Below are 12,975 nucleotides of genomic sequence, written 5' to 3'. Positions count from 1 at the left end.
CTCGGAGGCGTTAAACCGTGATTTCGTTTCTTACGAAGCTGTGATGGAAGAGGGGACGGTGCCTCAGGCCCTAATGACTCCCGGAACACCCGCTACATGGTTCATAAAAGGAAAAACCCCGATGTTCGAACCGATCATGGGGGCCGTCGGCGTTGACGATTTTTTGTACGCGCTCGATACGGTTAAAAAAGAGTACGCTGCTCCGGCATCGAAAAAATAAAGGATATCAATGACCATCATATACGCCAATGATTCAACGTTCCCGGCCGTATTCGAAGAGCTGCTCGGCCGCGGAAAAATGGATATGGAACATGTCTCGTCAATCGTCAAAACGATTATTGATGAAATACGCTCAGAAAACGACGAAGCGCTGATCCGCCACATTTCCAAGTTTGACCGCTGGACTCCTAAAAGCGGAGCGCAATTGCGGATTGAGCCTGCGGATATGAAAAAAGCGTACGACGCACTGGACCCGACTTTGAAAGCTTCGTTGCATCTGGCGTACGACCGTATTCGGGCATATCATGAAAAACAGCTTCCCAGAAGCTGGTTTGATACCGAAGCCAACGGAACGATTCTGGGGCAAAAAGTAACGCCGGTAGACCGTGCGGGACTCTACATTCCCGGCGGAAAAGCGGCCTATCCGAGCTCGCTTTTGATGAATGTGATCCCGGCGCAGGTGGCGGGGGTGGAACATATCGTCGTGACAACCCCGACACCGGACAACGAACCCAATGAACTACTGCTCGCCGCCTGTCATTTGTGCGGCGTGAACGAAGTGTTCAAAGTGGGAGGCGCGAGTGCGATCGCCGCAATGGCGTACGGCACCTCGACCATCCCGAAAGTCGACGTCATCACGGGGCCGGGAAATATTTTTGTCGCAACGGCGAAAAAGATGGTCTTCGGTGAAGTCAATATAGACATGATCGCCGGTCCCAGCGAAATCGGGGTACTGGCCGATGATTCCGCCAACCCGAACCATATCGCGATCGATCTGCTCTCCCAAGCCGAACATGACGAGATGGCCAGTTCGATTTTGATCACTCCATCGCAAAAGTTTGCCGATGCGTGTGCGATAGAGATCGAGAAGTGGCTCAAAAAACTCCCGCGTGAAGAGATCGCCCGCAAATCGATCGAAGAGCGTGCCGCGATTATCGTCACCGAATCGATGGAAGAGGCGGTGAAGCTGATGAATGAGATTGCCCCCGAACACCTTGAAGTGGCAACCGATAATCCTTTCGCTCTTTTGCCTTCCATCAAGCACGCCGGAGCTATTTTTCTGGGGCACTATACCCCTGAAGCGATCGGCGATTACGTCGCCGGTCCTAATCACACCCTTCCGACGGGAGGAACTGCCAAATTTTATTCGCCGCTCGGCGTTGAAAATTTCATGAAAAAATCGTCCATTATCGCTTTTTCGCGCGCAGCGATCAACGAGATCGGCGAAGCGTGCGCGCTGATCGCTCACACCGAAGGTTTGGGCGCACACGAAGCCTCGGTGCGATGCCGCTTGGACAATTAATCAGTAAAACTGGACATAATCTTCAATAAAATTTTCCCTTTTTCGGGGAAATTTCTTTTTGGTTACACATATCAAAAAGTTATAGCAAAATCCCCTGCCTATTTAGTTTCGGTTAAAGCAAATTTAGTTACCATCAACCCAGCAGTAATGCCGTCAAATGCCTGTAATCACGGCATGTTATAAATGTTATTTGTTCACATTATGTTATAAATAACAAAGCGTGAATCAGGAATAAGGAGAATATATGCAATTGGGTTTCTTGGTAGACCTTCGCCTCTGTATGGGTTGTAAGGGCTGTGAGATCGCGTGTAAAGTGGAAAACGAAGTTCCGCTTTCTACATGGCGTCTCCGTGTTAAATACGTCGATGTGGGAACTTTTCCCGAGACAAAGCGTACGTTTACGCCGTTGCGCTGTAACCACTGTGCGAACGCTCCGTGTGAACGCATCTGCCCGGTAAGTGCATTGCATTATCTGGAAAACGGTATCGTAAACATCGACAAAGAGCGTTGTATCGGATGTGCCGGATGTGTTATGGCATGTCCGTACGGTGCGATCTACATCGATCCGCAAACCCAGACGGCCGACAAATGTACGTATTGTGCCCACCGTATCGCAAGTGCCATGATGCCTTCGTGCGTCGTTGCCTGCCCGGTAGAAGCGAATATTTTCGGGGATTTGGACGATCCGACCTCGAATATCAGCAAATATATTGCGTCGCACCAGGGGAATGTTCAGGTGCGCAAACCTGAAAAAGGGACGTTCCCGCACCATTATTACGTCGGCGGCGGCAATGTGACTCTTAACCCGTTGGCATCGTTCCGCGGAGAAGGGCACAACCTCTTTAACAACCTAACTCATCTTCCCATCGGAGGGCACTAATGGTACATGAAACGATTGCAGCGACGAACGCCGTCGTAACACTTGACGTGGCCCTTCCCGGAGTCGTATGGGGATGGATCATTACGATGAACATGTGGGCGAAAAGTATCGGTACCGGTATTATTTTCCTCGCGTTTTACCTGTTGAAAAAACATCCGGAGCAAACCGGATTCATCCGTTTCCCGGTCGTGGTGATTTCGATTGTCTTCATCCATATCTTTTTGTTCTTTACCGTCATCGATTTGCACCAGATGTTCCGCTTCTGGCATATTTTCTTCTATCCGCATCTGACGTCGGCGATTACGATCGGTGCATGGATGGCAACCGGATTCGTCGGGCTTTTGTTTGCGATGGCGTATTTCATCTACCTGAAAAAAGATGAAGCGATGTACGATAAACTGCTCGGATGGACAACGCTTCTTGCCGTTCCGGTAACGCTCTATACGGCGGGTCTTATGGCGCAGTCAACCGCACGCGAGCTGTGGCAGATGCCGACCGAATCGGCACAGATGATTCTGGCGGCATTGTTGGCCGGTTCGGCAACGATGCTGTTGCTGGGCGGAAACAAATTTTCCGATGCGGTTAAAAAAGATTTGGCCGTTGTATTAGGACTTGCGGCAGCAGCGGCATTTATCCTTTACATGGCAGAACTCGTTTTCGGGCCGATGAAAGCAGAAGAGGTTGCCGCAGTTCTCCATTACGTTAAAGGCGGCGAATACACCGTGATGTTCTGGATCGGCCAGGTGATGGCGTTTATCGTTCCAATGGTACTTGTGTGCCTGAGTATGAAAAATAAATCGTACTATTTGTTAAAAATCGCTGCCGTATCGGCACTGATCGGATTGTGGGTCAGCAAGCACGTTTGGCTCGTCATTCCGCAATTGTTACCAATGAGCTAAAGAGGTAGAAATTATGATGTATTTGGAAAGCAGAAGAACATTTTTAAAAGGTGCCGCGTTGACCGTAACCGGCGCCGCAATCGCCAAGGGTGTATTCTCTACCGACGCGGTTGCCGAATCGGTTGAGAAAAGTAAATTTACCAACACCCCTGATTCACTCTCGTTCTATCCCCCACTGGATCAGTGGGAAGGGTTCCAAGAACTCGACGGAACGGACTGGAAACGGGGCGGTATCGACCGCCATGGTGTCCAGAGCGAAGAAAACCCCGATGGTATCCTCGTACGCGACTACATGCTCGTCCCAACGGCATGTTCGAACTGTGAAGCGTCGTGCGGTCTGACAGCGTGGGTCGATAAAAAAACCTTTACCGTCAAAAAATACATGGGTAACCCATTGCACCCGGGTTCACGTGGACGCAACTGTGCGAAAGGATACGCGACTCAGTCTCAGATGTATGATCCGGATCGTATCCCGTTCCCTCTGAAACGTGCTCCGGGTTCAAAACGCGGCGAAGGTAAATGGATTCGTACGACATGGGACGAAGCGATGAGCACCATCGGTAAAAAGATGGCTGACACGATCCGTAAAGGCGATGAACTCTCCCGCAAATCGGTCATGTACCACGTCGGCCGCCCGAACGAAAACGGTTTCGTTCCGCAGGTTTGGGAAACACTGGGTCTGGATTCGTACAACTCGCACACGAACATCTGTTCGTCAAACGGACGTACGCCGACGATCTGGACGGCGAATGACGACCGTACCAGCCCGGACTGGGCAAATGCCAAACTGATTTTCCTCAACTCGTCGCACGCCGCGGATGCGGGGCACTATTTCCAACAATCAGCAGGGTTTATTGCTGACGCCCGTAAGAAGGGTGCGAAAATGGTTGTTATGGATCCGCGTATGTCGAACTCTGCGGGGATGGCGGATTTGTGGATCGCGGCATGGCCGGGAACCGAAGCGGTTGTCTACCTCTACCTTGCCAACCGTATTTTGAATGAAAACATGGTCGACAAAAAATTCGTCAAAAAATGGTTCAACTGGGAAACCCTGATGAACGATTCTGAGCATCTGAATTTCATGCTTGAGAAAGGGCAGATTACGAAACTGCCTGCCGGACGTGATTTTGAGAGCTATCTTGAACTATTGAAAGACATGTATTCTCCGTATACGCTTGAATACGCGGTAAAAGAAACGCATATCCCGGCCTACAAACTTGAGCAGTTGTATGACATGTTCATTTGGGCTGGCGATGCGATCTCTACCTATATCTGGCGCGCAACGGCTGCGGGTAACCGTGGCGGATGGATGAGCGGACGGGCGGCGTATTTTGCCATCGGTCTTCGCGGTGCTATCGGAACCGAAGGGGGAACCTTTTTCCATCACTGGCACGTTATCTCCGTATCAGGTAAGGGCGGAAGCGCTACCGTCGGTCAAGGAATTGGCGGTGCCGACGTACCTAAAGTTCAGGCTTGGAACGAACTGACATGGCCGCCGGAATGGCCTTTGTCTACCTACGAGCTTTCCTACCTTCTTCCGCACCTTTTGAGCGACAAAGAGTGGCAGAAAAAATGGAACGATCGCGGTTTGAACGTGCCGAGCAAGCTTGCGGTGTATATCCCGCGTATGTACAACCCGGTATGGATCAACCCGGACGGTTTCCGTTGGCTGGAAGTACTTAAAAACGAAGAAATCATGGAACTCACCATGAATCTCTCGCCGGTATGGTCCGAAACCAACTGGTACATGGACTATGTCCTTCCGGTAGGTCTGGCGGGCGAACGTCACGATCAGCACTCCGAAGCGACAATGCCTGCACGTTGGACGAGTTTCCGACAGCCGGTATTGCGCGTAGCATTGGAAAAATCGGGTTGGAAACCGAATAATCCGGTCCGTGGAACCCTTGAAGCGCACATCAAAGCGGGGCTGGGTGAAGTATGGGAAGAAAATGAATTTTTCTTTGATCTGTGTGTCAACTATATCGATCCGGACGGAAGTCTCGGAATCAAAAAAATGTGGGAATCCAAACGCCATCCGGGCAAGCCGGTCACCATCGCTGAATGGTATGACGCGGCGTTTGGAGACAACCTCCCCAAACTCAAAGAGACGGCGACCAACGATCCGCGCTACGCGAACGACGAATTCCCGGTCTATTCGTACCTTCGCGATCACGGGGTATGGTTGGAAGAGGACAAAATCTACCACGCAATGGAACGCGAGCTGAAAATCGAAGGCGGCGAAGTGAGTGTTCACGGCCATAAATTCGAAGCGGCAACGATGAGCGTGGGTGCGGGCGGAGTCATCAGCGCAACCGATCATTCCGGAAAAACGACGGCAATCGGTGTCGAGATCGACGGCAAAAAAATGGAAGGGTTCGCAACGCTCACCAAAAAACTGGAGTTCTTTACACAATGGGCAGTTGATTGGAAGTGGAGAGAGTACGCAATGCCGTTTTATCCGCGCAACGACAAAGAAAAAGCGGAGATGGAACACATCGTATCGCATGTCAACCACATGTATATGAAAGAGGAGAACTCATTCGCCCTCAATACGGTATTCCGTTTGCCGTATAACATCCATACCCGTTCGGCAAACTCCAAACATCTGATGGAGATCAGCCAAAACCACGATCCGATCTGGATCAACACCGTCGATGCAAAACGTCTCGGATTCAAACGCGGCGATGCGATCCGTGTTAAAATTGTCGATACCGTTTCCGGTCTCGAAAGCGGACATTTCGTCGCGATGGCAGTGCCAACAGAGGGTGTCCTTCCGGGAACACTGGCATGTTCGCACCACGGCGGACGCTGGAAATTGACCAATGCTGTCACGATCCCGAACGGCGTAAGCGACGGCAAAGTGGCTACCGGTGTGGCACCGCGCGATTTGACGGACAAAGAGTTCCTCAAAGAATCGCCTGCTAATGCAGGACGTGACGGTGCACAGACCATCATTGATAATTATGAGGGGACAACCGGTCTCAACAGCTTCGGGGTTCCGGTAGCGGAAGTCCAGATGGACGGAAAAGTCGGTAAACTCAAATACGTTGAGGGGATCAAACCTTTCCATACGGAACGTTTTGCCGATTACAACCGTGACTCCGGCAACATTTGGTGGGACGGCTTGAGCGGTTCATGGCAAAATGCCGTGGCGGCTCCTCATCCGGACCCGGTATCGGGTATGCACTGCTGGCACCATAAAGTTCTTCTGGAACCGGCACAAGCGGGAGACAAAATCGGGGATATCTTCGTTAATTACGATAACAACCTCAAAGTTTACCAGGCATGGCGCGATCAGCTCAGCCGCGGTTTGGATGAAAATTCTACGCTCCGCCGCCCGCGTCACATTAAACGTCCTTGGGTCCGCCTTGATCCATCCGTATACGAAGTTTCCATCAAAGCCTAAACCAAAACTTCCAAGGGAATCTTCCTTGGGGGTTAACCATCTCTTCTTATGAGCTTTTCAGCCCTATAAGCTAAAATCCCACCAGAATACTCAAAGGTAATAATGTATGGATGAAATTATCGCACGAAGCAATATTTACGGACTGTTATCACGGATACTTCTCCAAGAGTTGGATGAACAGACGCTGCAAACGTTTAAAACCGATGAAACGGTTTTGGAATTTCTCCCCCATTGGCATGAGTGGGAACAACGTTTGAGCGTTCCGAACCAACAGCTTTTGGAAGAGTATCTTAACCCCGATTTCGTTAACCTCTCGATTTTGCACCTGGTCCCCTATGAGACGTTTTACACGCGCGCTGACCAGATGATCGAAACGGGCGGTGCCAATCCGGTAACCGACATGTACAGTGCCTACGACTTCATCGTCGACTATGAGATCGCACGGGTCGTTTCGGCGGACCACATCGGGATCGAGCTGGAGTTTATGCACCATCTGTGCGAAGCGCAGAAAAAAGCGATGGAAGAGAAGGATGTCGAAGCGGTACAGGAACTGTTGGCAATCCAGCATCAGTTTCTTAACACCCATCTGCTCAAATGGGCACCGATGTATTTGATTAACATGAAGTATGAAGCGCGTACGCCCCTTTATTACGATGCGGCGGAGATGGCCCTTGAATTTTTGCTCTCCGACAACGAAATGCTGAGCAGTAGAATCGCAGCGTAAGATGGGCTTGCTCAATTTTTCTCCGTCGCGGTGCGTCCGTGCCCTCAGCGTCAATTCGATGTGCAGCGGATGCCGTGATGTCTGTCCTACCGGCGCAATCGCGATTGAGGATCGCTTGCCGTCCATCAATCACTCTTTGTGTGTCGGATGTGCCGGATGCGTGGCGGTATGTCCGACCGAAGCGCTGGGGCTGGACGATTTTGACGCGACCGAGTTTTTCTTTGCATTCGCAACGGATGAAGATAACGTGGTGTCGTGTCAGAAGAATGTCCCATGTCTGGCGGCATTGTCGGATGAGCATCTTATCGCCCTGAGCAAGTTGAAAAACGGTCTTGTCCTTGATACTGGACATTGCAGCGCATGCGAGATCGGTGCACGCGTGAGCGAGATACTCGAACCGAGAATTGCGAACGTCAATTACCTCCTTGAAGCGGTTGAAGCGGGACAGTTGGTAGAATGCCGGGATATACAATATCGTAACCCGCAAAGTACCGGGGAAGAGGATAAAGACCGACGCGATTTTTTCAAGACATTCCATTTGCGCGGCATTGCCAAAGTACGAGCCGATTTTGAAAAAGAGGTTCAAAAATCAACAGATGAATTTGTGGAATGCGGCATCGGCAGCATTGACACACAAGGACTTCGGACTAAAAAGATCACCGACCGCCGCAAACTCTTTTTCACCGCATTGAAACGGACGGAGCGCCCTTCGACGTTTCATGTCGTTGCGGGAGATGCCGTCGCCTTTACGTCGCAGAAACTGATGAACGAATCGAAATGCAGCGCATGCGAAATGTGTTACCGTGTTTGCCCTACGGGAGCGTTGACCTCGGATATGCGCAACAGCAAGATCGATTTCGACCCGTTTTTATGCGTCAAATGTCATTTGTGCCATGACGTGTGCGAAAGCGATGCGATTAGTGTTTCTGCGTCGTACAATCTCAAAGAATGGTATGAACCGACGGTTCAGAATCTCGTCACGTATTCGGTTCGCCGATGCAATGAATGCGACGCGCTTTTCAGCTCCGTGACCGGAGAAAAAATTTGCCGTCGATGCCGTCTTGAAGAAGAGGAAGCGATGGAATTGTGGGGGTTAAAGAATGATGAATAACGATAATTCGATCACCGTTGAAACAAAACTTTTTGGGTACATAGCCGAAAATGCCCAAAGCAGCCGTTTTGCCGCGATGACGAACAAACTTTTTAAAGAGAACAGCATCAATGCGATGGTCATACCGATGAATATTCGTCCCGACGACGTCGCTTTTACAATTTCGCAGATGCGCGGTTCAAAATTAAGCGGTGCGGTTATTGCGACGGAATATCAGGAAGAGGCTTTTTCGTTGTTGGATCGTTCTGTGAAGAGCGTTTCGGAAAACGGGTACTGCGATTTTATCCGTATAGACAACGGCATGCTAAACGGCGAGCTGATGATGCCCGATGCCTTAGCGCGATATGCTGAGCGTGACGATTGGGAGGGAGATATTGCTCTTAATGCGTTAAGCCGCTATTTTTATGATCTAATTACAGAGGAGAAACAAGGATGAAGCAAAATGATCTGAGCGATTTGAGAGCGGAATTCGATCAGTTTATACGGGGGAAATGCGACAGCGAAAGCTGCGATACTTCAACGCAGGAACCGGAAGAAGAGCCAGTACCGGCATTTGTCGATGAAATTGCCGACAAACTGTTGGCACCGTATCACAGCGGCGTTTATTTTTCACGTCTGGATATCAAACGCGTTGCCGAAGCGATCGATGAATCACTTCCGATTAAAGAGCGGAAAAAAATGATCAAAGCACTCTTCCGTCATACCACGTCCAAAGAGTATCTCCGCCGTGCATTTGATGAATTTAATCGTCACTTCGGCGGACGTGTTTTGATTTATCAGGAACTTTCCGAAGCATTTCCGGCATCGAAGGCCATATTTGACGAAAATATCAGTAAAATAAAAAAAACACAGGCAATGCTGGATCAGATTGTCCAAGATTTCGAAGAGATCGAGCCGACTGACGAGCCGATGATGATTTAACAAATCTCTCCAAAAGGTGGATGCCGGATGAATTTCAAGTTACGCGCTCAGTTGATCATCGCGTCGATTGTTATTGTGGTTTCGGCAACATTGACTTTTTACCATATTTCTCAGGAAAAGCAATTTGCAAAAGAGCGGAGCGAACGCTCTTCGGAGAATATCAAACTCACCTTTGACTCGATCGTCCGCGATACCGAACAGCTGTACCGTTTCCGTACCCGCGCGACTCTGGACACGCCCGGAGTTATGGAAGCGGTTGCGAAACGGGACACGCAAACCCTCTATCGTTTGATTCTTCCCCGTTACAAAGCACTGCAAGAAGAGAATCCCTACCTGCATATTATGCAGTTTCATGCTGCGGACGGCCGTTCGATATTGCGGGTTCACATGAAAGAAAAATTCGGGGACGATATTGCTTCGCGTCGTGCAATGCTGCAGGAAATCCACAAAGAGCACAAGATGGTCACCGGGTTCGAAGGAGGACTCGGGGGGATAGCGTTTCGGGTCATCATGCCGATTTTTGAGAGCGGGGAGTATATCGGTGCAGTCGAATATGGCGTCGACAGCGGATACTTTGTCAAAAAAATCAAGGATTCGACCGGATCGGAGAGTATCGTACTGATCCACCACAAATGGCTCGGAGCGGCGGACCGAAAGCTTTATTCCCGTGGGATCGGCAATTACTATTACAGTACGATTTTGCCGGAGCGTAAAGAGATCATGGGGCTTTTTGCGCAGCAAAATCCTGATTTGATTCCCCGGCATTTGGACTACAAGCACAAAGAATACGAAGTCAATCCTCTTTTTTTGAAAGATACCAAACATCGCACATTCGGGATGATTGTCACGATCAATGACGTCACGGGAGCGAATCAGAGCATCTCTGACGCACTGATCGGAAGCCTTTTGGTAACGTTGGTGATGGTCGCTTTACTGTGGGGGGTGATCGAGTATACTTTCGGCGCTCTGATCGGGAAGGTGGATATGCAGGAACGCTACATCAATACGATCCTTGATTCGCAGCAAAATATCGTTATCGTTACCGACGGGCAGGAGATAATTTACGCGAACAAAGCTTTTTTCGACTATTTCCATTTTGACACTCTTGAGAAATTCAAAAACTTGCATCAATGCATCTGCAATTTTTTCGAATCGGAGGAGACGGAGCAGTATCTGATGCCCGTAATGGAGGGCGGAGTAATGTGGACCGATTATCTGCTTCAAAACGAAAACAAAGAGAATCAGGTCAAAATGACCATTGAAGGGGAGACGACCATTTTCAGGGTTAATTCCAAAAAAATGGAATACAAGGGAAATATTCGTCATGTCGTCGTATTCACCGATATTACCCGGCTAAACGAACTGGCAACGCAGGATATTCTGACCGGACTGGCCAACCGTTTTCAGTTTGACAAGGCGTTGCAGCACTCGATCCATATGTCAAGCCGGTACGGGCGCGTATTTTCGCTGATTTTGGTGGATGTGGACCATTTTAAAGAGGTTAACGACCGATACGGCCATTTAGTCGGCGACGAGGTACTCAAAGAGCTTTCGCTTCTGTTGTCCGAGAGTGTGCGTAAAAGTGATATCGTGGCTCGGTGGGGAGGGGAAGAGCTGGTGGTCTTGCTGCCTGATAGCGAATTGGCATCGGCGGCAAAACTTGCCGAAATGCTCCGAAAGCGGATCGAGGAACACGAATTCGCACCGCTAGACCGGCTGACCTGTTCATTCGGCGTTGTCCAATGGCATATCGGGGAAACATCAGACTCTCTGTTGCACCGTGTGGATGAAAAACTGTACGCGGCGAAAGAGGGAGGGCGAAACCGGGTCGTTAGTTAATCAGTCCCGATTTGAGTATCATCTGCCAGACTAGTGCCGAGCTGATTCCGGCAGCAAAACCGGCAAGAATATCATCACCCATAACCCCCCATCCACCTTTGGCTTCACGGTCGATTCGGCCGATAATGGAAGGCTTTTTGATGTCATAAAAGCGAAAAAAGAGAAAACTGAGCAGGATCTGGATCGCAAGACCGTTGTCGTATGAAACCATATCCGGAAAAGCAAACATTGCTCCCGGTGCGATCGAGAGAGCCAGCCACATTCCGACGAGTTCGTCAATCACAATGTGTTTGTCGTCGTGAACACCGCTTTGTGCTTCGTGGCGGTTAATGGCCTTAATGGCGATCAGGGTGATTAAAAGCGCTGAGAGAAAGAGAGTCTGGGAACCGAAATAGGCCAGTATCGCAACGCCGAACGGCAAAGAAACGAGTGTCCCGACCGTGCCGGGCGCTTTGGGCGAGAGACCGCTGTAACCGGCAGTCAGAAAAAACCATCGAAAATTCATACGGCGTCCCTTTAGTTCAATGAAGTGGTTTGATACAGCCGCATCAGTTCGACATAGAAGTCTTTTTCGGTATGCTCTTCGAGCAGTCCGTGTACCGGCATGATGTCGTAATAAAGCTTTGCAAGATTTTTGAAACGCCCCGGGTACAGGGATGAGACGATCATGGACGAAATCTCTTTACGCACCAGTACGGCCGGAGGAAGGAGTCCCTGCTGCATCAGTTCGAGGATCGATTCGGAATGGTACGAAATATGATGATGGTGGCCGTGCGGACACGTTTGGACGCTGACAAGCGTTTTGCACTGGTTACAGTAGACGTATTCGCTTGAAACGCCTACGTCAATATCGATTCCGACAAGGCGGTCTACGACCGATTTATTGGCGTTGTGATCGTAATACATACCGATTCCGGCGTGGTTTTGACCGATCATCAGGCGGTCGCATCCATAGTTTTTGGCCACGATCGCATCGAGAATAACCTCGTTACATCCGGCAAAAATATAGCTGCTTTCCAACGGTACGACAACGACACGGCCGCGGGGAAGGTAGTTTTCGACGAAAAATTTGAGCGTTTCGTAGCGCAGATCGTAGCTAAGATTGGTATTGTTATACGGCTTCAAGAGAAAGATCACGATCATATCGGTTCGCTCAAGCGTTTGGCGGATCAGACGTTCATGGGCCCGGTGAAGCGGGTTTGCCGCCATAAACATTGCGGTGGTGTGCTGTGCGCCGATTTCGCGCTTGGTATCATCGATGATGGATTGAATCGTATGTACAGGCGTGAGATCGATGGAATAGTCGCCGCAAATGGCGTATTTCCCAAGGCGCCGATAGGTCGCGCTCACACCCGGATGAGAGAGATCCTCGGTTCCGTAAATCTGGCGCAGCCGCTCTTTGGGATCGATTTGAAACACTTGGTCCACGCAGAGCTCTCCGACGACGATGCCGTCGCATACCAGTTCGAGGATTTCCCCTTTTTTGACACTGGTGAGAACGGTTTCATTGACTTTTCCGCTTGGGGAGAGGATCAGCGGGAACGGAAACGTTTTTCCTTTAAACATTCCGCTGTTGAGTACCTCTTTGCTTTGTTCTTCGTTCATCAGCCGAGTGACGGGATGAAGTTTTCCCGCTTTGAGCAGTGTCAGGGCCGATACGGCTTCCTGATCGA

The 12,975-nt window shown here is 50.0% G+C and carries 11 protein-coding genes and 1 pseudogene; 10 read left to right on the top strand and 2 right to left on the bottom strand.

Annotation, left to right across the window (positions count from 1 at the left end; all coding sequences use genetic code 11):
* The 10 genes and pseudogenes from JU82_RS12050 to JU82_RS09355 all read left to right on the top strand — a co-directional run.
* A pseudogene (locus JU82_RS12050) lies at positions 1-220 on the top strand (thioredoxin); the annotation flags it as partial.
* A 9-nt stretch (positions 221-229) separates the two neighbouring features.
* On the top strand, positions 230-1,522 hold the full coding sequence (hisD, locus tag JU82_RS09395; protein ID WP_037949761.1) for a histidinol dehydrogenase: 1,293 nt from the start codon (positions 230-232) through the stop codon (positions 1,520-1,522).
* Between the two features lie 244 nt (positions 1,523-1,766).
* Entirely contained in the window at positions 1,767-2,402 is a 636-nt protein-coding gene (locus tag JU82_RS09390) for a 4Fe-4S dicluster domain-containing protein (protein ID WP_037949759.1), read from the top strand.
* Positions 2,402-3,301 (top strand): NrfD/PsrC family molybdoenzyme membrane anchor subunit, encoded by a 900-nt coding sequence (gene nrfD / locus JU82_RS09385; RefSeq protein ID WP_037949758.1) that lies wholly within the window; start codon positions 2,402-2,404, stop codon positions 3,299-3,301. The genes JU82_RS09390 and nrfD overlap by 1 nt, the downstream gene beginning before the upstream one ends.
* Positions 3,302-3,317: 16 nt before the next feature.
* On the top strand, positions 3,318-6,707 hold the full coding sequence (locus JU82_RS09380; RefSeq protein WP_037949870.1) for a molybdopterin-dependent oxidoreductase: 3,390 nt from the start codon (positions 3,318-3,320) through the stop codon (positions 6,705-6,707).
* 106 nt (positions 6,708-6,813) lie between these two features.
* Complete coding sequence (locus JU82_RS09375; protein WP_037949755.1) at positions 6,814-7,431, top strand: molecular chaperone TorD family protein; 618 nt, start codon at positions 6,814-6,816, stop codon at positions 7,429-7,431.
* Position 7,432: 1 nt separating this feature from the next.
* Positions 7,433-8,542, top strand: coding sequence for a 4Fe-4S binding protein (locus JU82_RS09370; protein ID WP_294892746.1), 1,110 nt, complete (start codon positions 7,433-7,435; stop codon positions 8,540-8,542).
* A complete protein-coding gene (locus JU82_RS09365) occupies positions 8,535-8,978 on the top strand; it encodes a hypothetical protein (protein WP_294892745.1) in 444 nt (147 codons plus the stop codon). Before JU82_RS09370 ends, JU82_RS09365 begins: the two co-directional genes overlap by 8 nt.
* On the top strand, positions 8,975-9,463 hold the full coding sequence (locus JU82_RS09360) for a hypothetical protein (RefSeq protein WP_037949754.1): 489 nt from the start codon (positions 8,975-8,977) through the stop codon (positions 9,461-9,463). Before JU82_RS09365 ends, JU82_RS09360 begins: the two co-directional genes overlap by 4 nt.
* Positions 9,464-9,490: 27 nt before the next feature.
* A complete protein-coding gene (locus JU82_RS09355; RefSeq protein WP_037949751.1) occupies positions 9,491-11,302 on the top strand; it encodes a diguanylate cyclase in 1,812 nt (603 codons plus the stop codon).
* Here JU82_RS09355 and JU82_RS09350 read toward each other — a convergent pair.
* Entirely contained in the window at positions 11,295-11,807 is a 513-nt protein-coding gene (locus JU82_RS09350; protein WP_037949748.1) for a phosphatidylglycerophosphatase A, read from the bottom strand. The two genes, JU82_RS09355 and JU82_RS09350, sit on opposite strands and share 8 nt — an antisense overlap.
* A gap of 11 nt (positions 11,808-11,818) precedes the next feature.
* On the bottom strand, positions 11,819-12,975 hold a 1,157-nt coding region (locus JU82_RS09345), incomplete at its 5' end, for a sulfate adenylyltransferase (RefSeq protein ID WP_037949745.1).

This window comes from Sulfuricurvum sp. MLSB (assembly GCF_000747095.1).
Lineage (GTDB): Bacteria > Campylobacterota > Campylobacteria > Campylobacterales > Sulfurimonadaceae > Sulfuricurvum.
This window is presented reverse-complemented; position numbering and strand designations above follow the sequence as displayed.

What these genes read in the sequence shown, in the direction of transcription:
- hisD (WP_037949761.1), top strand. Translation starts at nt 230, where the DNA reads ATGACCATCATATACGCCAATGATTCAACGTTCCCGGCCGTATTCGAA.
- JU82_RS09390 (WP_037949759.1), top strand. Translation starts at nt 1,767, where the DNA reads ATGCAATTGGGTTTCTTGGTAGACCTTCGCCTCTGTATGGGTTGTAAG.
- nrfD (WP_037949758.1), top strand. Translation starts at nt 2,402, where the DNA reads ATGGTACATGAAACGATTGCAGCGACGAACGCCGTCGTAACACTTGAC.
- JU82_RS09380 (WP_037949870.1), top strand. Translation starts at nt 3,318, where the DNA reads ATGTATTTGGAAAGCAGAAGAACATTTTTAAAAGGTGCCGCGTTGACC.
- JU82_RS09375 (WP_037949755.1), top strand. Translation starts at nt 6,814, where the DNA reads ATGGATGAAATTATCGCACGAAGCAATATTTACGGACTGTTATCACGG.
- JU82_RS09370 (WP_294892746.1), top strand. Translation starts at nt 7,433, where the DNA reads ATGGGCTTGCTCAATTTTTCTCCGTCGCGGTGCGTCCGTGCCCTCAGC.
- JU82_RS09365 (WP_294892745.1), top strand. Translation starts at nt 8,535, where the DNA reads ATGAATAACGATAATTCGATCACCGTTGAAACAAAACTTTTTGGGTAC.
- JU82_RS09360 (WP_037949754.1), top strand. Translation starts at nt 8,975, where the DNA reads ATGAAGCAAAATGATCTGAGCGATTTGAGAGCGGAATTCGATCAGTTT.
- JU82_RS09355 (WP_037949751.1), top strand. Translation starts at nt 9,491, where the DNA reads ATGAATTTCAAGTTACGCGCTCAGTTGATCATCGCGTCGATTGTTATT.
- JU82_RS09350 (WP_037949748.1), bottom strand. Translation starts at nt 11,807, where the DNA reads ATGAATTTTCGATGGTTTTTTCTGACTGCCGGTTACAGCGGTCTCTCG.